This is a genomic window from Streptomyces mesophilus (assembly GCF_040300965.1).
Taxonomy (GTDB): Bacteria; Actinomycetota; Actinomycetes; order Streptomycetales; family Streptomycetaceae; genus Streptomyces; species Streptomyces mesophilus_A.
Genome location: NZ_JBEPEW010000044.1, coordinates 34,823 through 56,536, shown reverse-complemented (window position 1 = coordinate 56,536; position 21,714 = coordinate 34,823). Strand labels below are relative to the sequence as shown.

Sequence of the window (21,714 nt, the reverse complement as noted above, 5' to 3'; positions counted from 1 at the left end):
GGTCGATCCGGGCCGGGCGCGCCCGCTCTGCCCGCAGTCCCCGACTGCTCCTGGGCGCGCGAGGTCTCCGCCGCCGGCGACGAACTCCGAGCCGTGTCACCGGACATGGAGGCAGCGGCGTCCAGCTGATCCCGCGCAGACCCCTCCGACTCAGCCGAGATCGGTGGCGCCGAGGACGGCGCCGTGGATGCCTGAGCACCCGGCCAGCTGTCCACCGCCCCCGTATCGGCCACGTTCACGCCGCCACTCGGCACCGAGGAAGCGCTCACCGAGTCGGGGGAGGTCGAGCCCACGCCCGAACCTCCCTCGGATTCCGCTCCCGCGCCAGAGTCGACGCCCGAACCAGAACCCGAAGGCGAGCCCGAGTCGAACCCCGAACCCAAGCCGGAGTCGGATCCCAAGCCAGCACCCGAACCCGACCCCAAGCGGACGTCACCGCCCGAGCCCAAGCCGGCGCCAGCGCCCGAAGTCGAGTCGGAGTCGCCGCCCGAACCAGAACCCGCGTCGCCACGCGAACCCGAACCGGCGGCACCCCCCAAACCCGACCCCAACCCAGCGCCCGAACCCGACCTCAAACGGGCGTCGCCGCCCGAACCCAAGCCGGCCTCGCCACCCGAACCCGACCCCGAGTCGACTCCCGAGCCCAAGCCGACGTCACCACCCGAACCCGACCCCGAGTCGACCCCCGAACCCGCCCCCAACCCAACGTCGCCCCCCGCCCCCGACCGCTCCCGCTCCGCCCGAGCCTCCCGCTCCGCCCGCGCCGCCCGAAGTGCCTCGCGTGCCCGGTCCGCCGGGCTGCCCTTGGGTGACCCGCTCACGACGACCTCCGCAGCGACACCAGGTCGGCCAGGTCGCGGTCCGTGAGCTCGGTCAGGGCGGACTCACCCGAACCCAGGATCGCCTCGGCCAACTCCCGCTTCGCGGCGAGCATCTCCGCGATACGGTCCTCCACCGTGCCCTCGGTGATCAGCCGGTGGACCTGGACCGGCTGGGTCTGGCCGATGCGGTACGCGCGGTCGGTGGCCTGCTCCTCCACCGCCGGATTCCACCAGCGGTCGAAGTGCACGACATGGCCGGCCCTGGTCAGGTTCAGACCCGTGCCCGCGGCCTTCAACGACAGCACGAGCACCGGAGTCGCACCGGCCTGGAAGCGGTCGACGAGCCTCTCGCGCTCCGCGATCGGCGTCCCCCCGTGCAGCACCTCGACCGGCACCGCCCGGGTGGCCAGATGGGCGGCGATGAGGCGGGCCATCCCCACGTACTGCGTGAAGACGAGCACCGAGCCGTCCTCCGACAGGATCGTGTTCACCAGCTCGTCGAGCAGGGCGAGTTTGCCGGAGCGCCCTTCAAGGCGCACCCCGCCGAGCTCCGGGCCGTTCCCCGCCGTGCCGCCCTCCTTGAGGTACTGCGCCGGATGGTTGCAGATCTGCTTCAGCGCGCCGAGCAGCTTGAGGACCAGGCCGCGGCGGGCGATCCCCTCGGCCGCCTCGATCACCGCCATCGACTCTCGGACCACCGCCTCGTACAGCGCGGCCTGTTCACGGGTCAGCGGCACCGGATGGTCCGTCTCGGTCTTCGGCGGCAGCTCGGGCACGATGCCCGGGTCGGACTTCTTGCGGCGCAGCAGGAACGGTCTGACCAGACGCGCCAACCGCTCGGCCCCATCCGGGTGTTCACCGCCCTCGACCGCGCGTGCGTGCCGGGACCTGAAGGCCTTGAGCGGGCCGAGCAGCCCAGGGGTCGTCCAGTCCAGGAGGGCCCACAGTTCGGAGAGGTTGTTCTCCACGGGGGTGCCGGTGAGGGCCACGCGCGCGGGCGCAGGAATGGTGCGCAGCGCCTTGGCGGTCGCGGACCTCGGGTTCTTGACGCGCTGCGCCTCGTCGGCGACGACCATGCCCCAGGACTGCTGAGCGAGCCGCGGCGCCGCGGAGCGCATCGTGCCGTACGTGGTCAGGACGAAGCCGCCGTCGAGGTCGTCGAGCGTGCGCTCCGTGCCGTGGAAGCGGCGGACCGGGACGCCGGGGGCGAACTTCTCGATCTCGCGCTGCCAGTTGCCGAGCAGGGACGCCGGGCAGACGACCAGGGTCGGCTCGCTGCGGGCGCGCTTGAGGTGCAGCGCGATGAGGGTGACTGTCTTGCCGAGGCCCATGTCGTCGGCCAGGCAGCCGCCGAGGCCGAGCGAGGTCATCTGGTCGAGCCAGGCGAGACCGCGGAGTTGGTAGTCGCGCAGGGTCGCCCGCAGTCCCGGCGGCGGTGCGGCCGGAACCAGCGCGCCGGTCAGCCGTTCCCGCAGGGCCGCCAGCGCGCCGACGGGCACCGCCTCGACCGGCTCGCCGTCGACCTCCGCCTCTCCCGTGAGCGCCACCGACAGGGCGTCCACAGGGTCGAGCAGCCCCAACTCACGCTTGCGCGCCTTGCGTACGAGCGCGGGATCGACAAGGACCCACTGGTCGCGCAGCCGGACGACCGGCCGGTGCGATTCGGCGAGGACATCCATCTCGGCCTCGCTGAGCGCATCGCCGCCGAGCGCCAACTGCCAGCGGAATTCCAGGAGTTGCTCGGCCTCGAAGAACCCGGTGCCGTCCGTGGCCGACCCCGGGGCCGGGCGGACGACCGCCGCGGCGGACAGGTCCTGGGCGAGGTCGCGCGGCCAGTGCACACCCACCCCGGCGGCGGTCAGCCGGGCGGCCGCGACGCCGAGCAGGTCGTACAACTCCTCCTCCGTCAGGGACAGTACGTCAGGGGTGTCCCGTTCGGTGAGCCGCTCGAGGGGCGGCCAGACGCGGGCGGCACGCCGCAGCGCGAGTGCCGCGTCGACGCGCGCCCGCGGCCCGAACACCGCGTCGCCCTCCCCCGCCCACAGGGCCGCCGCGTCGATCACCAGGGTGGGGTCGGCGAGGCTGTGCACCTGGACGATCGCGGCGGCACCCGGGCTGCGCTCGTCCTCGGCACGGTCGAACAGGTGGTATCCGCTGAGGTCGAGCCGGAGCGAGATCCGCACTCCGGTGTCCATCCCGGCGGCGGCCTCCGCGGCCCAGTCCCGTGCCTGCGGCAGCCGCTGCGGAGCACGCGCGGCGAACGGCGCCCCGACCGCGTGCGCGGCGGCAGGGGTACGGGGCAGGGTGTCGGCGACCGCGTCCAGGAAGGAGCGGATCAAGGCTTCGGGGGCCGGGAGTTGGAGCGGTTTGCTGTCGGGCAGCGGGCTCGCGTGGCCTTCGTACGGCAACGCCTCGGCTACCGCGCGCAGATAGCGGATGTCATCCGCTTCGAGCGGTCCCGCACGCCAGGCGTCGAGATCCTCACCGGTGAGTCCGGGGAGCAGCCGGCCGCGCGCGACGAGGTGCAGGGCGAAGTGCGCGGCGGCGCCCCAGCAGGCGGCCGCCGGATGGGCTCGGGGCGCGCCGCGGGCGTGCAGCAGCGCCGGCAGAGCCTGCTCGATCTCGAGCGTGACCGCCGGCACCGCGACGGTGCGGACCACGGCACCTCGTCTGCGGACGACGTCGAGCTCCGTGATCCGTCCGATGCCGGCGGGCAGGGGTGTGTCGTCCGGGGACCAGAACGCGAGGCGGCCGTCACGGGGCAGGGGTGCGGAAAGGAAGACGGGCGCGAGGCGGGCGAGCTCGGCATGGCTCATGGCGGGTCGCACCTCCTGTCCTGTCCTGTCCCTTGCGGTCGCGCCGACGTGGTCCGGTCGGCTGCGGTCGCGCCGACCGCGGTCCGGTCAGCTGCCGACGACTTTACGGAGCGGGACTGACAATCGGGCATCTGCGCAGGTCGGAGGCGTTTCAAGCGGCCCGCCGGCCGGTCGGCGGCGGCGATTTCAACCGGCCCGTCGGCCGGTCGCCCGCCCAACGGAGCAGCGGTCCTACGGGTTCGCCCTCGCCAGCCGGCCGCCCGCCGGAGCAGCGACCCTACGGAGTCACCCTCGACGGCCGCCCGCCCAACGGAGCAGCGACCCTACGGAGTCGCCCGCGACACCACGTACACCATCGGCCGCTTCGGATCGGCGGTGTTCACCGTGACGTCCTGGGTCGGCCGGGGATTGCTCTGCTTGTGGGTCAGTCCCGACCACGGTCCCGCGCCGGTGAACTCCCAGCCCACGACGCGCTGGTCCCGGGCATTGATGGTGATCTTGCCCGGTTCGAGGTCGTCGGTGGACTCGCCGATGCCCTTCAGGAAGCCCGCCAGCCCGGCCTCGGTCGTCTGGAACTGGACGTAGAGCCGGCTGGTGCGCCAGTTGTTGGTCTCGTAGTACGCGACCTTCCCGGACTTCGGCGGGATCGGAACCTCGTAGATCCGCCGCTGCACCCGCGAGGGCCAGCCCGCCGTCAGTCCGGTCGCGGAGTACTTCGCCTCCTTGTCACGACCGCTGTCCCGGCTCTGGCCCGCGGAGATCGCGAGATACACGGCCGGCACACCGATCAGGAGCACGATGATGATCGCGGTGATCCAGCGGCGCCGGATCATATGCCGGCGGTCCTCCTCGGGCCGGCGCGGCGGCTCGTCCGGCGGCGGGGACTGGCGGGGCACGGACGGCATCTACGGGTTTCCTTGCGTGGTGCTGGAGCCGCCGGGGCTGGAGTCGCCGGCGCCGGCGGTTCCGGGCCCGGCGACCTGGGTGTCCGCCGAGCCCCCCGCCTTGGTGTCGAGTTTGGTGTCGAGCGGCGGGATACGTCCGTTGCGGATCGCCTGGGCGTACCGCTCGTAGCGTTCGTGGCGCTCGACGCGGCGGCGCTTGGCGCGGCGGAAGCGACGGGCGACCAGACGGGCCAGATCGGCCGCGCCGACCATGCCGGCCTCGGGTCCGAGCTGCGCTTTGGCGATACGGGCCTCCGGACGGTAGCCGCGGCCGGTGAGCTGGCGGCGGAACGCGTCGCGGGCGGGCACGATCAGGAGGTCGTCGGCCGCGCTGACGCCGCCGCCGATGACGAAGCAGGAGGGATCGAGGGCGGCGGCGAGGTTGGCGATGCCGACACCGAGCCACTGGCCGATGTCCTGGAGGAGCTCCACGCACATCGCGTCGCCCTCGCGGGCGAGCTGGGTGATCAGGGGCCCGGTGATGTCGGAGACCTGACCCTGCACGCGTTCGATGATGTTGTACGCGACGGGGGAATCGGCCGCGGCCAGCTCGCGGGCCTCGCGGACCAGCGCGTTGCCCGAGCTGTACTGCTCCCAGCAGCCGCGGTTGCCGCAGGGGCAGCGGTGACCGCCGGGGACGACCTGCATATGGCCGAACTCGCCGGCGACGCCGAACTTGCCGCGCTTGACCTGCCCGCCCTCCAGCATGGCGCCGCCGATGCCGGTGCCGAGCGTGATCATGACGAGGTTGTCCTCGCCCTGGCCCGCGCCGAAGCGCCACTCGGCCCAGGCGGCGGTGTTGGCGTCGTTGTCGACGAGGACCGGGACGGCGAGCCGGGATTCGAGGGCTTCGCGCAGGGGCTCGTTGCGCCAGGCGAGGTGCGGGGCGAACAGGACGCGATTGCGGTCCGCGTCGACCCAGCCGGCGGCGCCGATGCCGACGGCGTGCACGTCGTGCCGGTCGGAGAGATCGAGCACCAGCTCGCAGATGGTGTCCTCGACGACCTTGGGGCTCTTGGACTTGTCCGGGGTCTCCGTGCGGAGCTTCTCCAGGATGACTCCGTCCGCGTCCACGACGCCGGCCATCACCTTCGTACCGCCGATGTCGATGCCGACGGTCGGCACACGGGGTGCGGTCAGATGTGAGCGGCGTTCGCGCGTGCCGACGGTGCGGAGGGTTGCTCGCGCGGAGCCTCGGTGCGTCAAGTCGCGGTAGGTGCTCATCGCTGGCGATTCTATGGGGCTCGACGTCGGCGGGACGGTTCGGCCCGTGCGATGGAGTGCTGCGCGGGCCTTGCCATGGGCCGGGTGTCGCCCCAGGGGTGGCTAAGCCACTTGAGCTGGGGCTTGGCCGATCCGGTGGTGTCGCGGACGGTGCCGGCGCCGGGCCGAGGAGCGCACGAGCCCGCCGACGACCGGGCCGTGGGCTGCCGTCGATCTGACGACGAGGTATTGCATACAGTATTCAGTCTGGCTAGCTTCTGCGTATGCCAGCAGACGCGACAGTCCCCCTGTACGGCGATGACGCCACCATCGAGCGGATCCTCACCGGCGCCGGAGACACATGGGCCGTGGTGGGCCTGTCCGACAACCCCGAACGGGCCGCCTACCGCGTGGCCGCGAAGCTGCGGCGCCTCGGCAAGAGGGTGGTGCCCGTGCACCCCAAGGCGGAGACGGTGGACGGCGAGCAGGGCTACGCCTCCCTCGCGGAGATCCCCTTCCCCGTCGATGTCGTCGACGTGTTCGTCAACTCCGCGCTCGCCGGCGACATCGCGGACCAGGCGGTGGCGATCGGCGCGAAGGCGGTCTGGTTCCAGCTCGACGTCATCGACGAGGCCGCCTACGACAGGACTCGTGAAGCCGGCCTCCTGATGGTGATGGACCGCTCCCCCGGGCGCGAGATCCCCCGACTGGGGTTGGGCTGACGGGCCGCAGGCTCCCGGCCTCGGCCCGACCTACGCCGCTGCGCGGCAAGGTTCAGCCGAGGCCGGGGCCTGCCCTCACGACGCCTTGTCCGTCGGCTCCCCGCCCAGATGCAGCGGCTCCGGTGCCCGCTCCAGCTCGTGACTGAGCTCCTCCAGCTCCGAGCCGCCCGCCATCTGGCGCGTCAGCTCGTCGAGCTCGATGTCCGCCTTCAGGAAGCTGCCCGCCATCGTGCCGCGCTTGAGCAGTACGAACCGGTCGCCGACCAGGTACGCGTGGTGCGGGTTGTGCGTGATGAGGACCACGCCGAGGCCCGCGTCACGTGCGGCCGCCACGTACTTGAGGACGACGCCGGACTGCTTGACGCCGAGCGCCGCCGTCGGCTCGTCGAGGACCAGGACCTTGGCGCCGAAGTACACGGCGCGCGCGATGGCCACGCACTGGCGCTCACCGCCGGAGAGCGTGCCGATGGGCTGGTCGACGTCGCGCAGGTCGATGCCCATGCGCAGCAGTTCCTCGCGGGTCGTACGGCGCATGAGTTCGACGTCCATGCGCTTGAACGGACCCGCCCCCTTGGTCGGCTCCGAGCCGAGGAAGAAGTTCCGCCAGACCGGCATCAGCGGGACGACCGCCAGGTCCTGGTAGACCGTGGCGATCCCGCGGTCCAGGGCCTCGCGGGGCTTGGTGAGGCGGACTTCCTCGCCCTCGATGCGGAAGGTGCCCGCGTCGTGCTGGTGCAGACCCGCGATGATCTTGATCAGCGTGGACTTGCCTGCACCGTTGTCACCGAGCACACAGGTGACCTCACCGGCGTGCGCCTCCAGCGAGACGCCTTCGAGCGCGCGGATGTTGCCGTAGTACTTGCTGACGTCCTCGAGCGAGACCAGCGCCTCGCCCGGCACAGGAGCCTTTGCGGACGTCGGGGAAGCGTCGGTCATTTCGTGGCCTCCGCACGCTTGCGTACCCAGTGGTTGAGCAGGGTGGCGAGCAGGAGCATCGCGCCGAGGAAGAACTTGTACCAGTCGGCGTTCCACTCGGCGAACACGATGCCCTTGCTGACCATGCCGAAGATCAGCGCGCCGAACGCCGACCCGATCGCGGACCCGTATCCGCCGGTGATCAGACAGCCGCCGATGACGGCCGCGACGATGTAGATCAGCTCGTTGCCGACGCCTTCGCCGGACTGCACCCGGGAGAAGGAGAAGAGCAGATGCTGTCCGGAGATCCAGGCGCCGAACGCGACGGCCATATAGAGGCCGATACGGGTCTTGGTGACCGGGACGCCGACGGCGCGGGCCGCATCCCCGTTGCCGCCGACCGCGAAGATCCAGTTGCCCCAGCGGGTGCGCAGCAGGATCCACGTGGCGAGCGCGACCAGCGCGAGCCACCACAGGATTGTGATCTTGAAGTTCACGCCGCCGAGGGAGATCTCGGAGGCGAAGACCTTGCGCGCGGAGGAGAAGCCCTCCATGTCGGCGATCGACTTGGTCTGCACGGTGCCGCTGATGGCCTTGGTCAGGCCGAGGTTCAGGCCCGTGAGCATCAGGAACGTGCCGAGCGTGACGATGAAGCTCGGCAGTTTCGTGCGGGTCAGCATGAAGCCGTTGAAGATGCCGATGGCGAGCGTGACCAGGAGCGAGACGAAGACGCCGACCCAGACGTTGGCCGTCAGCTGGTAGCTGATCATCGAGGACGCCAGCGCCGACGAGGTGACGAGGACGCCGGCGGAGAGGTCGAACTCGCCGCCGATCATCAGCAGCGCCACCGGCACCGCCATGATGCCGAGCGTGGAGGCCGCGTACAGCACGGTGCTCAGCGAGGACATCCGCAGGAAGCTGTCCGCCGCGAACGAGAAGAAGATGAAGACGGCGACGGCGCCCATGACCGCGCCCAGCTCGGGCCGGGCGAGCAGTTTGCGCCACAGGGAGGTCCGCAGGAGCCGTTCGTCCACGGTCGCTGTGGTCATCGGGTCCCCCGCTCCACGTGACCGGAAGTCATCCGGTCCACCCGCTCCACGTAACCGATGCTCATCGAGTCCCCCGCTCCGTGTATTCGAGCAGCGCGCCCGCGTCCTTGTCGGTGATGATCTGCGGCCCGGTCAGGACGGGCCGGCCACCGCCGAGGACGTTGAGGTTGTAGCGGTAGAGCCAGAGCAGATCGACGGCCTCGTAGCCCTGCAGATACGGCTGCTGGTCGACCGCGAAGCCGTACGTCTTCTCCTGCAGGCCGCGGGCGACGTCCTCGTTGAGGTCGAAGGTGTCCACCTCGGCGTCGCTGCCGGCGTCCGCCTTGGCCTTGACGGCGGCGTCGGCGAAGGGCGCGCCCAGTGTGACGACGGTGTCGATGTCCGTGTCGGCCTGGAGCTTGGCGCCGATGCCGGACTGGACGTCGGGCATGTTGGTGCCGTCGACGTAGAGGTTCTCGAGCTTGCCCTTGAAGGTCTTCTTGACGCCGGCGCAGCGCTGCTCGTGGCCCACGTTGCCCTGCTCGTGCAGCACGCACAGGGCCTGCTTCCTGCCGCGCGCGTTGAGCTCCTCGCCGACGGCCTCGCCGGCGATCTCCTCGTCCTGGCCGATGTGGCTCAGCGCGCCGAACTCCTTGGACTCGGCGGAGCCGGAGTTGACCGTGATCACGGGGATGCCGGCCTTCTTCGCGTTGGCCATGACGCCCTTCATGGCGTCCGGCTTGGCGAGCGTGACGATCAGCCCGTCGACCTTCTTGTCGATATACGACTGGACGAGCTGGGCCTGGTCCTGTGCCTGGTCGTTGTGGGCGTACAGGAAGTTGATGTTGTCCTTGACGGCGGCCTGCCGGGCGCCGCTCTGCACGATGTCCCAGAAGCTGTCGCCGTCGCCCGAGTGGGTGACCATGGCGAAGGTCCACTTGGGCGTGTTCACGGCGGCCTTGCCCTGTGCCTCGGCCGAGGCCTTGCGGGCGTCCTCGGCGCGCTTGCCGCCCGTGCTGCTGCACCCGGTGATCGTTGCTCCGAGCACCGCCGCCATCGCGATGCCCACCCAGGTCCGAACGCTTGCCACGAAGCCGTGCCCTTCTTGCTGCCTTGCCAGGTACGCCGCAGCCGCGTATGCGACCGCGAACGCCCCAGTATTACTGACCGGTGATCTAGGTCGCCGGTCAGGTACCGGGCAGCCGCTCGGCCATACGGTCGAGCGGCTGCCCGGACCGGACGCCGAGCGGCTGGGCACGGCGGGTACGGACCATGCGTCCGCAGCGGTCATCGCGTGCCGTTCTTGGCCAGCTTCTCAAGCTGCGGGACATCCTTCTCGGTGACGATGGCCGGACCGGTGAGCACCTGCTGTCCGCCGCCGATCACGTTGAGGTTGTTCCGGTAGAGCCACAGCCCGTCCACCGCGAGGTATCCCTGCAGGTAGGGCTGCTGGTCGACGGCGAAGGTGATCTCCTTGGCCTTCATCTGCTGGGTGACGGCCTCGTTCAGGTCGAAGGTGGAGACCTGGGCCTCGCTGCCGGCGTCGCCCTTGGCCTTGATCGCGGCCTCGGCGATCCCCGCGTTCAGGGTGACGATCGCGTCGATGCCCTCGGTGGCCTGCAGCTTGGCGGCGATCTGCGACTGCGTCTGGGGCATGTCGGTGCCGGGAACGTTGATGTTCTCGGTGTCGCCGCCGAAGGCCTTCTTGACGCCCGCGCAGCGCTCTTCGAGGGAGACGTTGCCCTGCTCATGGATCACGCAGAGGGCCTTCTTGCGGCCTCCCTCGTCCAGCTCGGCGCCGACCGCCTCACCGGCCACGGACTCGTCCTGGCCGATGTGGTTGAGCGCCCCGTACTCCTTCGAGAACTGGCCGCCGGAGTTGATGGTGATCACCGGGATGCCGGCGGCCTTCGCCTTGCCGAGCACGTCCTTCATCGCATCGGGCTTGGCCAGCGTGACGATGATGCCGTCGACCTTCTTGTCGATGTACGACTGGACGTGCTGGGCCTGGCCCTGCGCCTGGTCGTCGCTGGCGTACAGGAACTCGACGTTGTCCTTGTCCGCGGCCGCCTGGGCGCCCTTTTGGACGATGTCCCAGAAGGCGTCGCCCTTGCCGGAGTGCGTGACCATGCCGATCGTCAGCTTCGGCCCGGAGACCTTGCCCCCGCCGCCCTCTTCCGGCTTGTCCTCGGAGTCCTTGCCTCCGGAGCTGCTGCACCCGGCCACGAGGACGGCGGCCGCCGCGAAGGCGGCTATGCCTGCTGCTGTGCGGCGTGTACGCATGGTGGGCCCACCTCTTCTCACGGCCGCCGGGATGCGGCTGGACGTGTTTTAGTCGCGGCACTGAGCCCCGTCAATGCGTTTGTCAGAACATTCGGACTTCGTTACGCAGTCGGTTCGGGGCACCGGGCAGGAGGCGTATCAGCTGTGCACGAGGAGTTGGCGGCGTATCAGCTGTGCACGAGGAGTCGGCGGCGTATCAGCCGCGCACGAGTAGCCGGCGGCGTATCAGCCGCGCACGAGGAGCTGGAACTCGAAGGAGTAGCGCGAGGCCCGGTAGATGTGCGAGCCGTACTCGACCGCGCGGCCCATGTCGTCGAAGGTGGTCCGGGCCATGGTGAGCACCGGCGCGCCCTCGGACTCGGAGAGCCGCGCGGCCTCTTGGGCGGTGGCCGCCCGGGCGCCGATGGACTGGCGGGCGCTGTGCAGGGTGACGCTCGCGTTGCGCATCAGCTTGTACAGGCCGGTGGCCTCCAGGTCCGCGGTCTCCAACGGCAGCAGCCCGACGGGCAGGTGATTGCGCAGATACGCCATGGGCTCGTCGTGCGCGAGCCGCAGCCGCTCGATGCGGTGGACGTCCGCGCCTTCGGCGAGCCCGAGCATGGCGGCGACCTCGGCGGAGGCGGGTTCGACGGTGTTGTGCAGGACCTGGGTGGCGGGGCGCTGGCCCGCGGTCTCCAAGTCGTCGTACAGACTGGAGAGTTCGAGCGGGCGTTTCACCTGGCTGTGCACGACCTGGGTGCCGACGCCGCGGCGCCGTACGAGGAGTCCTTTGTCCACGAGGGACTGGATGGCCTGCCGCACGGTGGGGCGGGACAGGCCGAGGCGCCCCGCGAGGTCGATCTCGTTGCCGAGCAGGCTGCCGGGGGCGAGCTTGCCCTGTTCGATGGCCTCCTCCAGCTGCCGGGACAGCTGGTAGTACAGCGGGACGGGGCTGCTGCGGTCGACTCCGAGCTGCAGCGAGGCGTTGCCCGCCGGTCTCCCCTCGACTTGCCCTGCTGGCTTGGACACGGGGCGAGCGTAGTCCCGTGGCCGGTTGGCAGGAAGTGGTGAGGTTCGATTGTCCTGACAAACAATGGACAGGGCTTTGCGGGCCTGCCACGTTAGGGCCATGCGTATCGGACTCATCGGAGCCGGCCGGATCGGCTCTTTCCATGCCGCCGCGCTCAGCCGCCACCGCGATGTGGGCTCGCTGCTGATCGCGGACGCGGACCCCGCGCGGGCCGCCGAACTCGCCCAGCGTCTCGGTCAGACGGCGGCTCCAGGCGTACGTGAGGTCTTCACGTGGGGCGTCGACGCACTGGTGATCACGGCGGCCACCTCGGCCCACGCCACGCTGATCGAACAGGCCGCGCGGGCCGGCCTGCCGGTGTTCTGCGAGAAGCCCATAGCGCTCGACCTGCCGGGCACGCTGGCGGCGCTCGCGGAGGTGGAGGAGGCGGGCACGGTGCTGCAGATCGGCTTCCAGCGCCGCTTCGACGCCGGGTACACGGCCGCGCGTGAGGCCGTGGCGTCCGGTCGCCTCGGCCGGCTGCACACGGTGCGGGTGATCACCTCGGACCCCGCTCCCCCGCCGCCCGAGTACCTGCCCCTCTCCGGCGGCCTGTACCGCGACTGTCTGATCCACGACTTCGACATGCTCCGCTGGGTGACGGGCCGCGAGGTCGAGACGGTGTACGCGACGGGGTCGGACGCGGGCCCGCCCATGTTCCGCGAGGCGGGCGACGTGTCCACGGCGGCGGCCGTGCTGACCCTGTCGGACGGCGTGGTGGCGACGGCCACGGCGACGCGCCTGAACGGCGCGGGCTATGACGTCCGTATGGAACTGGCCGGCGAACTCGACCAGATCGCGGCCGGTCTGGACGACCGCACGCCCATCGCCTCGACGGAACCCCAGGGCCCGCCCGCCGCCACCAAGCCCTGGCCGGGCTTCCTGGAACGCTTCGCCCCCGCGTACGAGGCCGAACTGGCCGCGTTCGTCTCGGTGCTGCTCGGCGAACGCGAGAACCCCTGCGACGGCCACGAGGCCCTGGCCGCACTCCGGGTGGCGGAGGCCTGCGAGGTGTCCCGACGGCAGGGGCGGGCGGTGCGGGTGGCGGAGGTCCGCTGAGGGGGCGGGCCGGTGGCAGAGGGCCGCTGGTGCGGGCGTCCGCATCGCCGCGGGTGCGTCGTCACCCTGCCGCTTCGGGGCCTTCCTGTCCGAACGCGATGCGGCAGCGCTCCACCTGGTCGGCAACCTGCTCCATGAACCAGCACATGATCTCGTACGGGATGACGTGCTCGTCGTGGCTGTGGATGTGCAGGGACGGTTCCTGGTGCGGATCTTCATCGGGCACGAATGCCACGAGGAACGCGGAACCGGGCAAGTAGCGCTGTCCGCTGAGGCCTTCAGCCCCCTCGACCGGGGCGGGCACAGCCTCGCTGAGCTCCACGGCCCACGCGTCGTCGGGCAACGCGTAGGTGAACCGGACGGCGTAGTGACGGCCGGCGTGCTCGCGCAGTTCGGGCATGGCGGCAGGCTGACACAGCCAGCAGACCGCACGCACTGCAATACCTGCGGCCTTCAGTCCATCAACCGGATGGTAGGCGCCCGTGTGCTCGTGGCGACCGGGCGGGTGCAGTGGGTGCAGGATTCGCTCGTGGGCCGGATCGCGTTGGTCTGGGTGGTGAAGGGGTGGGGGTCCTTGGCTTCCTCGTCGGGGCAGTTGTACGCGAGGTGGAGGCGGACCCAGGGCTGGAGGGTGGGGGCCGCGCCGCGCAGGCCCGTACGGGCGTCGGTGAACGGGGCCCACCAGAAGCTGACCACGGCGCGCAGCGCGAGGCGGTCGTCGCCCGAGGTGACGTCGAAGGCCGCGATGCGGGCCGCCGTGTAGTGGCTGGGGAATCCGCTGCTGGTGCTGCCCGAGCACAGGGCCCGTTCCGCGCCGAGTTCGAGGACGGTCGTGCGGCCGGTGCGTTCGCAGACGAAGCAGTCGAGGGCGAGTTCGAGCTGGGAGCGCCAGTGGACGTGGTGGAAGCCCTCGCCGCCGCCGAGGCGTGCGGTGAGTTCGGCCGCTATTTCCAGTTGGCGCTGCACGTCAGCTGCCCGAGGTGTTGAGGACCGTTCCCTGGGCGACCGCGACCAGCGTCTCCTTGCCGTCGTCGTCGACACACACCAGGTCGCAGCGGGCCACCGCCTGACGGCGGCCCGCGTGCACCACCGCAGCACGCGCGAGCAGGCAGCGGCCGCGGGCCGGGCGCATGTACTGGATGGAGAAACCCGCGGTGAGCACGGAGGGCCCGAGGGCCGAACCGGCCGCGAAGGTGAGGGAGTTGTCGGCCGCGTAGGCGAGCACGCCGCCGTGCAGGAACCCGTTCTGCTGTTCGAGCTCCTCGCGGATGTCCAGTTCGAGCACGGCCGCACCGTCGCCGAAGGCGGTGATGCGCGTCTTGAGGAGGCGGCTGAACGGCTGGGCGTCCAGGACCTGTTCGGCGACGGCGAGGTCGAACTCCGGCATCGAGTCCGGCTTCGAGTCCGGCGTCGGGTCCGGCGTCGTGCTCATCGGGCTTCCTCCCGGGGCTGCGGTGCTAGGGGCTGCGGCGCTAGGGGCTGCGGCCCGCATTTCACCACTTCACCGGGAGTTTTCGCACCCCCCGGACCAGCATCCCCGGCAGCCAGGGCCCTGGTGTCCCGTCGAGCGAGAGGTCCGGGCAGCGCTCCAGGAGGCTGCGCAGCGCGATCCGGGCTTCGAGCCGGGCGAGCGGTGCGCCCATGCAGAAGTGGATGCCGTGGCCGAACGCCAGATGCCCCTGCGTGGAGCGGTCCGGGTCGAAGCGGTCGGGTTCGGGGAAGCGTGCGGGATCGTGCCCGGCCGCCGCGAGCGAGACCAGGACCGCGTGGCCCTGCGGGATGGTGACCTCGCCGATCGTGACGGGTTCGGCGGTGAAGCGGAACGTGGCGTTCTCCACCGGCCCCTCGTACCGCAGGGTCTCCTCGATCACCGCGTCGAGGCGGCCGGAGTCGGCCCGTACGGCGTCGAGTTCCTCGGGCCGGGTGAGCAGCGCGTGCACCGCGTTGCCGATCAGATTGACCGTGGTCTCATGGCCGGCGATCAGCAGCAGGAAGGCCATCGCGCGCAGCTCGTCCGCGGAGAGCTGGTCGCCGTCCTCGGCCGTGGTGCGGATCAGGGCGCTGAGCAGGTCGTCGGCGGGGGCGCTGGAGCGCTTGTCCTCGATCAACTCATTGAGGTAGGAGGCGAGTTGCGCGACCGCGGCCGCTTCCGCCTCGACCCCGGTGGGTGCGACCACCTCGTTGGACATCGCGCGGAAGGCCTCGCGGTCCATGGCGGGTACGCCGAGGAGTTCGCAGATCACGGTGAGGGGCAGCGGGAAGGCGAAGGCGTCGATCAGGTTCGCCCGCCCCCGCGAGCCCATCGCGTCGAGGAGCTGATCGGTGATCGCCTGGACGCGCGGGGCGAGCGCCTCGACCCTGCGGGCGGTGAACTCCCGCGCCACCAGCTTGCGCAGCCGGGTGTGCTGGGGCGGATCGGCGAGGAGCAGGTGGGTGCCGATCAGGTCGCCGTCGAGTCCCGCGCCACCGATCACCGAGGGGTTCTTGGCCAGGCGGGGGTCGTTGAGCGCGGCGCGCGCCTCCTCGTAGCCGACGATCAGCCAGACGTACGCCTCCTGGTACGGCGGGGCGAGCCGGACGAAATGAGCGGGGCCGCGGCTGCGGAGCTCCGCGTAGACGGGATACGGGTCCTTGGTGAACTGATCGCCATGGGCGCCCAGATCGACGATCTCCGCCATGAAACGGTTCTCCCTGCGGTCGGCCCCGAGGTCCTTGCCACACGAGGCTAAACGGGCAGCGGCCCGGACCGGTTCCCTGAGCGATCATCCGCCGTGTCGTCGGCGCCACCTCGTACGGCCAGGTCATGCAGCCACGCCAAACGGGCACCCCGCGCGGCCACATCGCCGGAAACACCCCGGCCGGCCGCACACCGCCCCACTCACCCCGCCCCCGACGCCACCTTCCCCCGCACCGAACCCCCCGTCTCCAGGAACCGGGCCAGCGGCAGCGTCGCCGCCCCCACCGTCACCGCGTCCGGCCCCAGTTGGCCGAGCACGAGCGATGTCCCCGCGAAGGGATGCCGCAGCGCGTACGAGGCCGCCGCCGCGCGGACCGCAGGCAGCAGCCGGGGGCCGAGCAGCAGGCCCGCCCAGCCGCCGACCACGATGCGTTCCGGGTTGAAGAGGTTCACCAGGTCGGCGATGCCCGCTCCCAGGTACTCGGCCGTCTCGTCGAGAAGCGGGCCCGTATCGGCGGCACCCAACAGCTCGGCAAGGGCTCCCTCTTCGTCCGGAGCCGACCAGGTGCCGCCCCGCTCGCACCACCGCTCCAGGAGCGCTTCGGCACCCACGTACGCCTCGAGACAGCCGCGGGAGCCGCACCGGCAGGCGCGCCCGTCCCTCACCTGCAGAACCGTGTGCCCCCACTCCCCCGCACTGCTGCTCGCCCCTTGGTACGGGACGCCGTCGGCGATCACGCACGCGCCGACGCCCGAACCGATCAGGGTGACCACGGCGTTGCGCGCGCCGCGGCCCGCGCCGAACCACATCTCGGCGCGGCCCAGGGTCTTGGCACCGTTGTCGATGAACAGCGGGATGTCCGGCGGGAGTTGGCCGGCGGCGCGCAGCAGCGAACCGAGCGGCACCGCGTCCCAGCCGATCGTCTGACCGTGCACGACCGCACCGGAGTCCACGATGCCGGGGACGCCCACACCGATGCCGAGCAGAAGAGTCGAAGGCGGCACCTGCTCCATCACCTGCCGCAGCCCTTCGCCGATGAGCCGCACCACGCGCTCGACGTCATGTCCGTCCGGCGGCAACGGCAGGTCTGCGCGGGCGAGTTCGGTCAGCGTCAGGTCGAAGAGTTCCACGCGTACCCGCGTCTCGCCGACGTCCACACCCACGAGATGCCCGCTGCCGGGCGCGACCCGCAGGAGCGTGCGCGGCCGGCCGCCGTCCGAGTCCACGGAGCCGGCATCCTCGACCAGGCCGTCCGCGATCAGTTCGCCCGCGACATTGCTGATCGAGCCCGAGCTGAGGCCGGTGAGGGGACCCAGCTCCTGGCGGCTGAGCGGGCCTTCGAAATACAGCTTGGCCAGCACGGTCGAGCGGTTGCTGCGCCGCAGGTCACGCACCGTGCGCCGGTGTGGTTGTGCCATCGTCGCTCCCCTCGCCACCACGGACAGGGGCTCAACTCCCCTACGACCGTGACCATAACGTGCTGGTCAACTCGTGCGCGAGCTCTTGACGCCCCCTTCTCTTACTACTTAACTCACGCCTTGAATTTAGCCGTGACGCCCGTTCATGAGTTGAACGGGGCCACCCCCTGGAGAGGGGCCCTCATGCGCACAATGCGAGCCGCCGCAGCCACCGCCCTCGTCATCGCCCTGACCGCGACCGCCGCTGCGTGCGGCGGCGGTACGGCGACCAACGACGAAGGCAGCAACAAAGCCCCGAAGAAGCTCACGTACTGGGCCTCGAACCAGGGGCCGAGCATCGAGGCCGACAAGAAGATCCTCACCAAGGAGATCGCGAAGTTCGAGAAGCAGACCGGGATCGACGTCGAGCTCGAGGTCATCCCGTGGTCCGATCTCCTCAACCGCATCCTGGCGGCGACCAGTTCGGGCCAGGGGCCGGACGTCCTGAACATCGGCAACACCTGGTCGGCCTCACTGCAGGCGACCGGTGCGCTGCTGCCGTGGGACGCGAAGAGCTTCGACAAGATCGGCGGCCGGGACCGCTTCACCGAGTCGGCGGTCGCGGCGGCCGGTGCGCAGGGCAAGGACCCGGCGGCGGTGCCGCTGTACTCCCTGTCGTACGCGCTCTACTACAACAAAAAGATCTTCAAGGACGCGGGCATAGAGAAGCCCCCGGCCACCTGGGACGAGCTGGTCGAGGCCGGCAAGAAGGTCACCAAGGGCGACACCTACGGTCTCGCTCTTGAAGGCAGCAATCTCTCCAACCACATCCACCAGGCCTTCGTCCTGGCCAAGCAGCACGGCGCCGACTTCTTCACCGCCGACGGCAAGCCCGACTTCACCTCGGACGGCGCGGTCGCGGGCGTGAAGCAGTGGGTGGACTTCATGGCCAAAGACAAGATCACCACCAAGAGCGCCGCCGAGTACGCCCAGAACCAGTCGCTGAGCGACTTCTCCAAGGGCAAGGCGGCGATGGTCCTCTGGCAGGCCGCCGCGTCCACCTTCAAGTCGCAGGGCATGGACGAGAGCGAGTACGGCGTCGCTCCCGTGCCGGTGCAGTCGGGCACGCCCGGCCAGGGCGAGCAGATCAACTCGATGGTGGCCGGGATCAACATCTCGGTCTTCAAGAACACCGACAACCTCGACGGCGCCCTGGACTTCGTGAAGTTCATGACCTCGGACGAGGAGCAGAAGATCCTCAACTCCACATACGGCTCGATCCCGCCGGTGAAGACGGCTCAGCAGGACGCGGCCTTCGACAAGCCGGACACGTCGGTCCTGCGCGATGTGCTCGGCACGAGCGCCGCGCCGCTGCCGCAGGTCCCCGAGGAGTCGCAGTTCGAGACCGTCGTCGGGACGGCCATCAAGGACCTGTTCGCCGACGCGGCGGCGGGCCGGCCGGTGACCACGGAGTCCGTGAAGGCCGCGCTCGGCAAGGCCGAGCAGCAGATGACGAAGAGCTGAGGCCGACGTCGTGACCTCGCTCGACATCAAGGCGCCCGCGGCGGGGGAAGCTCCGAGCTCCCCCGCCGGGGGTCCGCCCCGGCGCCGCCGGCTGCGGATACCCGACCGGATACGGCGCGGTGGACTGCCGTATCTGCTGCTGCTCCCGGCCCTCGTCCTCGAACTGGTCATCCACCTGGTGCCGATGGTCGTCGGCATCGTGATGGCCTTCAAGGAACTCACGCAGTTCTACATCCGCGACTGGGGCAACGCCCCCTGGGCGGGCCTGGAGAACTTCCGTCTCGCGGTGGACTTCGACGCACCCGTCGGTGCGGATCTCCTCCACTCCTTCTGGGTGACCTGCACCTTCACGGTCCTCGCGGTCGGCTTCTCCTGGCTGTTCGGGGTGAGCGCCGCGATCCTGATGCAGGAGAACTTCCGCGGCCGCGGTGTGCTGCGCGCGGTCTTCCTGACGCCGTACGCCCTGCCGGCGTACGCGGCCGTGATCACCTGGGCGTTCATGTTCCAGCGGGACAACGGCCTGGTGAACTCGGTGCTCGGCGGCGACAGTTTCTGGCTCATCGGCGACAACAGCTTCTGGGCGCTGACGATCGTGGCGGTCTGGAAGACCTGGCCGTTCGCCTTCCTGATGCTGATGGCCGGTCTGCAGAACATCCCCAAGGAGCTGTACGAGGCCGCCGCGATCGACGGCGCCGGCATCTGGCAGCAGATCCGCCGGATCACGCTGCCCTCGCTCGCGCCCGTCAACCAGGTCCTCGTCCTGGTGCTGTTCCTGTGGACCTTCAACGACTTCAACACCCCGTTCCTGCTCTTCGGCAAGGGCGCTCCGGAGGCCGCCGACCTGGTCTCGATCCATATCTACGACTCGTCGTTCATCACCTGGAACTTCGGCTCAGGATCGGCCATGTCCGTGCTCCTGCTGCTGTTCCTGCTCCTCGTGACGGCCGTCTATCTGCTGTTCACCTCGCGCGGAAGGAGGGGCGCCGATGCCTAGGCCGACGGCAAGGACGCATGTCAGCCCCATGGCACCCCCGCGGTCCTTCGTCTGGACCCGGCGGATCGTCCTGACGCTGCTCACCGTGTTCGCGCTGCTTCCGGTGTACGTGATGCTGTCCGGCTCGGTGAAGCCGCTCGAGGACACGCTCGGCGAGTGGACCTGGATCCCGGACAGCTTCACGCTGCGGCCGTACGTCGACATCTGGGAGACGGTGCCGCTGGCCCGCTACTTCATGAACTCCCTGATCGTGGCGGGCGCGGCCACCGTCTGCTCGGTGGTGATCGCGGTGTTCGCCGCGTACGCGGTGAGCCGCTACCGGTTCCGCGGCAAGCGGGTCTTCACGGTCACCATCCTGTCCACGCAGATGTTCCCGGGGATCCTCTTCCTGCTCCCGCTGTTCCTGATCTTCGTGAACATCGGCAACCAGACCGGGATCGCGCTGTACGGCTCGCGCGGCGGCCTGATCCTCACGTATCTGACGTTCTCGCTGCCGTTCTCGATCTGGATGCTGATCGGGTACTTCTCGTCCATCCCGCGCGACCTGGACGAGGCCGCCATGGTGGACGGCTGCGGTCCGCTCGGCGCACTGTTCCGTGTCGTCGTACCGGCCGCCGTCCCGGGGATCGTCGCGGTCGCCGTGTACGCCTTCATGACCGCGTGGGGCGAGGTGCTCTTCGCCTCGGTGATGACCAACGAGACCACCCGCACCCTCTCGGTCGGCCTCAAGGCGTACGCCACCGAGAACAACGTCTACTGGAACCAGGTCATGGCCGCCTCGCTGGTCGTCAGCGTGCCGGTGGTCGCCGGGTTCCTGCTGCTCCAGCGCTATCTCGTCGCCGGTCTCACGGCAGGGGCCGTGAAGTGACGATCCTGCGTCTGCTGTCAACTCTCCTTACGCGAAAGGCACTTCGTGACTTCGGCTGACGACCTTCGCCCCCTGCCCGCGGACTTCGTCTGGGGGACGGCCACCTCGGCGTACCAGATCGAGGGCGCCGTCGCCGAGGACGGCCGCTCCCCTTCGATCTGGGACACCTTCTCCCATACGCCGGGCAAGATCGACGGGAACGACCACGGTGACGTCGCCTGCGACCACTACCACCGCTGGCCCGAGGACCTCGCCCTGATGCGTGAACTCGGCACGGACGCCTACCGCTTCTCGGTCGCCTGGCCGCGCGTCGTACCGGGCGCCGACGGCGTGGTGAACGCCGAGGGCCTCGCCTTCTACGACCGGCTGGTCGACGGCCTGTGCGAGGCGGGCATCACCCCTCATCTCACCCTGTACCACTGGGACTTGCCGCAGTGGCAGCAGGACCGCGGCGGCTGGCCCGAGCGCGGTACGGCCGAGCGGTTCGCCGAGTACGCGGCGGTGCTCGGCGAGAAACTGGGCGACCGGGTCAAGGACTGGTGCACGCTCAACGAGCCGCTCTGCTCGGCGTGGATCGGCCACCTGGAGGGCCGGATGGCCCCCGGCGTGAGGGATCTCGAACAGGCCGTCCGCGCCTCGTACCATCTGCACCTCGGCCACGGCCTCGCGACGCAGGCGCTGCGTGCGACAGTCCCCGGCGCACGGGTGGGCATCGTGAACAACCTCAGCCCGATCGTCCCGGCCTCCGACCGCCCCGAGGACGTCGAGGCGGCACGGCGCGCGGACGGCCACACCAACCGCTGGTGGCTCGACCCGGTCTTCGGGCGCGGCTACCCGCAGGACATGCTGGATGTGTACGGCGTCGAACTTCCGGTCAAGGAGGGCGACTTGGAGCTGATCGCCGCGCCACTCGACTGGCTCGGCGTGAACTTCTACTTCCGCCAGGTCGTCGAGGACGACCCCACCGGACCCGCCCCCTTCGCGCGGCAGGTGCCGGTCGAGGGTGCGCCCACCACGTACATGGACTGGGAGGTGCACGCCCAGAGCCTGGAGGACATCCTGCTGCGGGTCACCCGCGAGTACGCACCGCGCAGGCTGTACGTCACGGAGAACGGCTCCGCGTACGTGGACACCCCGGGCCCCGACGGCAGCGTGCTCGACCCCGAGCGCACCCGGTACCTGGAGGAGCACCTCGCGGCCTGCGCCCGCGCGGTCGCGGGCGGCGCACCGCTGGCCGGGTACTTCGCGTGGTCGCTGCTCGACAACTTCGAGTGGGCGTACGGCTACGACAAGCGCTTCGGACTCGTCCACGTCGACTACGCGACGCAGCGGCGCACCGTCAAGGGCAGCGGCCGGCGGTACGCGGAGCTGATCGCGGGGCACCGGGCACGTGGGCGCAAGGCGGCGTGAGCCG

Annotated in this window: 18 protein-coding genes and 1 pseudogene; 6 read left to right on the top strand and 13 right to left on the bottom strand. The window is 70.4% G+C overall.

Annotated features, from left to right (window positions below):
• Positions 1–817 precede the first annotated feature (817 nt).
• From ABT367_RS17925 to ABT367_RS17915, 3 genes and pseudogenes are all read right to left on the bottom strand, one after another.
• Positions 818–3,637 (bottom strand): DEAD/DEAH box helicase, encoded by a 2,820-nt coding sequence (locus ABT367_RS17925; RefSeq protein WP_352254052.1) that lies wholly within the window; start codon positions 3,635–3,637, stop codon positions 818–820.
• A gap of 323 nt (positions 3,638–3,960) precedes the next feature.
• A complete protein-coding gene (locus ABT367_RS17920) occupies positions 3,961–4,542 on the bottom strand; it encodes a sugar kinase (RefSeq protein ID WP_352254051.1) in 582 nt (193 codons plus the stop codon).
• 135 nt (positions 4,543–4,677) lie between these two features.
• A pseudogene (locus ABT367_RS17915) lies at positions 4,678–5,805 on the bottom strand (ROK family glucokinase); the annotation flags it as partial.
• A gap of 287 nt (positions 5,806–6,092) precedes the next feature.
• On the opposite strand from ABT367_RS17915, the gene ABT367_RS17910 reads away from it, so the two are divergent.
• Complete coding sequence (locus ABT367_RS17910) at positions 6,093–6,506, top strand: CoA-binding protein (protein ID WP_352254055.1); 414 nt, start codon at positions 6,093–6,095, stop codon at positions 6,504–6,506.
• A gap of 75 nt (positions 6,507–6,581) precedes the next feature.
• Here the strand turns inward: ABT367_RS17910 and ABT367_RS17905 are convergent, their stop codons facing one another.
• The 5 genes from ABT367_RS17905 to ABT367_RS17885 all read right to left on the bottom strand — a co-directional run bounded on the left by ABT367_RS17905 (position 6,582) and on the right by ABT367_RS17885 (position 11,740).
• Positions 6,582–7,442: an ATP-binding cassette domain-containing protein gene (locus ABT367_RS17905; RefSeq protein WP_352254050.1), complete on the bottom strand. Its 861-nt coding sequence runs from the start codon at positions 7,440–7,442 to the stop codon at positions 6,582–6,584.
• On the bottom strand, positions 7,439–8,470 hold the full coding sequence (locus ABT367_RS17900; protein WP_352254049.1) for an ABC transporter permease: 1,032 nt from the start codon (positions 8,468–8,470) through the stop codon (positions 7,439–7,441). Before ABT367_RS17900 ends, ABT367_RS17905 begins: the two co-directional genes overlap by 4 nt.
• Before the next feature lie 61 nt (positions 8,471–8,531).
• Complete coding sequence (locus ABT367_RS17895; RefSeq protein ID WP_352254048.1) at positions 8,532–9,539, bottom strand: sugar ABC transporter substrate-binding protein; 1,008 nt, start codon at positions 9,537–9,539, stop codon at positions 8,532–8,534.
• Between the two features lie 197 nt (positions 9,540–9,736).
• Positions 9,737–10,732: a substrate-binding domain-containing protein gene (locus ABT367_RS17890; RefSeq protein WP_352254047.1), complete on the bottom strand. Its 996-nt coding sequence runs from the start codon at positions 10,730–10,732 to the stop codon at positions 9,737–9,739.
• Between the two features lie 225 nt (positions 10,733–10,957).
• The gene (locus ABT367_RS17885; protein ID WP_352254046.1) at positions 10,958–11,740 is read right to left on the bottom strand and encodes a GntR family transcriptional regulator; all 783 of its coding nucleotides are present in this window, start codon (positions 11,738–11,740) and stop codon (positions 10,958–10,960) included.
• A 100-nt stretch (positions 11,741–11,840) separates the two neighbouring features.
• On the opposite strand from ABT367_RS17885, the gene ABT367_RS17880 reads away from it, so the two are divergent.
• Positions 11,841–12,839, top strand: coding sequence for a Gfo/Idh/MocA family protein (locus ABT367_RS17880; protein WP_352254045.1), 999 nt, complete (start codon positions 11,841–11,843; stop codon positions 12,837–12,839).
• Positions 12,840–12,900: 61 nt separating this feature from the next.
• Here the strand turns inward: ABT367_RS17880 and ABT367_RS17875 are convergent, their stop codons facing one another.
• The 5 genes from ABT367_RS17875 to ABT367_RS17855 all read right to left on the bottom strand — a co-directional run bounded on the left by ABT367_RS17875 (position 12,901) and on the right by ABT367_RS17855 (position 16,935).
• A complete protein-coding gene (locus tag ABT367_RS17875) occupies positions 12,901–13,239 on the bottom strand; it encodes a hypothetical protein (protein WP_352254044.1) in 339 nt (112 codons plus the stop codon).
• A gap of 53 nt (positions 13,240–13,292) precedes the next feature.
• A complete protein-coding gene (locus ABT367_RS17870) occupies positions 13,293–13,805 on the bottom strand; it encodes a hypothetical protein (RefSeq protein WP_352254043.1) in 513 nt (170 codons plus the stop codon).
• Position 13,806: 1 nt separating this feature from the next.
• Positions 13,807–14,271, bottom strand: coding sequence for a PaaI family thioesterase (locus tag ABT367_RS17865; RefSeq protein WP_434975485.1), 465 nt, complete (start codon positions 14,269–14,271; stop codon positions 13,807–13,809).
• A gap of 61 nt (positions 14,272–14,332) precedes the next feature.
• Positions 14,333–15,517, bottom strand: coding sequence for a cytochrome P450 family protein (locus tag ABT367_RS17860; RefSeq protein WP_352254042.1), 1,185 nt, complete (start codon positions 15,515–15,517; stop codon positions 14,333–14,335).
• Positions 15,518–15,717: 200 nt separating this feature from the next.
• The gene (locus ABT367_RS17855; protein WP_352254041.1) at positions 15,718–16,935 is read right to left on the bottom strand and encodes an ROK family transcriptional regulator; all 1,218 of its coding nucleotides are present in this window, start codon (positions 16,933–16,935) and stop codon (positions 15,718–15,720) included.
• Positions 16,936–17,118: 183 nt separating this feature from the next.
• On the opposite strand from ABT367_RS17855, the gene ABT367_RS17850 reads away from it, so the two are divergent.
• Genes ABT367_RS17850 through ABT367_RS17835 form a run of 4 tightly spaced genes read left to right on the top strand, consistent with a single transcriptional unit; the run spans position 17,119 to position 21,710 of the window.
• Entirely contained in the window at positions 17,119–18,438 is a 1,320-nt protein-coding gene (locus ABT367_RS17850; protein ID WP_352254040.1) for an ABC transporter substrate-binding protein, read from the top strand.
• A 25-nt stretch (positions 18,439–18,463) separates the two neighbouring features.
• Positions 18,464–19,432 carry a carbohydrate ABC transporter permease gene (locus ABT367_RS17845; protein ID WP_352254053.1) on the top strand — a complete coding sequence of 323 codons (969 nt, stop codon included), beginning with the start codon at positions 18,464–18,466 and terminating at the stop codon, positions 19,430–19,432.
• Between the two features lie 28 nt (positions 19,433–19,460).
• The gene (locus tag ABT367_RS17840; RefSeq protein WP_352254039.1) at positions 19,461–20,300 is read left to right on the top strand and encodes a carbohydrate ABC transporter permease; all 840 of its coding nucleotides are present in this window, start codon (positions 19,461–19,463) and stop codon (positions 20,298–20,300) included.
• A 45-nt stretch (positions 20,301–20,345) separates the two neighbouring features.
• The gene (locus ABT367_RS17835) at positions 20,346–21,710 is read left to right on the top strand and encodes a GH1 family beta-glucosidase (protein WP_352254038.1); all 1,365 of its coding nucleotides are present in this window, start codon (positions 20,346–20,348) and stop codon (positions 21,708–21,710) included.
• Positions 21,711–21,714: the final 4 nt, after the last annotated feature.

Excerpts from the sequence above, each read along its gene's own strand:
- ABT367_RS17925 (WP_352254052.1), bottom strand. The coding sequence starts at position 3,637 with ATGAGCCATGCCGAGCTCGCCCGCCTCGCGCCCGTCTTCCTTTCCGCA.
- ABT367_RS17920 (WP_352254051.1), bottom strand. The coding sequence starts at position 4,542 with ATGCCGTCCGTGCCCCGCCAGTCCCCGCCGCCGGACGAGCCGCCGCGC.
- ABT367_RS17905 (WP_352254050.1), bottom strand. The coding sequence starts at position 7,442 with ATGACCGACGCTTCCCCGACGTCCGCAAAGGCTCCTGTGCCGGGCGAG.
- ABT367_RS17900 (WP_352254049.1), bottom strand. The coding sequence starts at position 8,470 with ATGACCACAGCGACCGTGGACGAACGGCTCCTGCGGACCTCCCTGTGG.
- ABT367_RS17890 (WP_352254047.1), bottom strand. The coding sequence starts at position 10,732 with ATGCGTACACGCCGCACAGCAGCAGGCATAGCCGCCTTCGCGGCGGCC.
- ABT367_RS17880 (WP_352254045.1), top strand. The coding sequence starts at position 11,841 with ATGCGTATCGGACTCATCGGAGCCGGCCGGATCGGCTCTTTCCATGCC.
- ABT367_RS17875 (WP_352254044.1), bottom strand. The coding sequence starts at position 13,239 with ATGCCCGAACTGCGCGAGCACGCCGGCCGTCACTACGCCGTCCGGTTC.
- ABT367_RS17865 (WP_434975485.1), bottom strand. The coding sequence starts at position 14,271 with ATGAGCACGACGCCGGACCCGACGCCGGACTCGAAGCCGGACTCGATG.
- ABT367_RS17860 (WP_352254042.1), bottom strand. The coding sequence starts at position 15,517 with ATGGCGGAGATCGTCGATCTGGGCGCCCATGGCGATCAGTTCACCAAG.
- ABT367_RS17855 (WP_352254041.1), bottom strand. The coding sequence starts at position 16,935 with ATGGCACAACCACACCGGCGCACGGTGCGTGACCTGCGGCGCAGCAAC.
- ABT367_RS17850 (WP_352254040.1), top strand. The coding sequence starts at position 17,119 with ATGCGCACAATGCGAGCCGCCGCAGCCACCGCCCTCGTCATCGCCCTG.
- ABT367_RS17840 (WP_352254039.1), top strand. The coding sequence starts at position 19,461 with ATGGCACCCCCGCGGTCCTTCGTCTGGACCCGGCGGATCGTCCTGACG.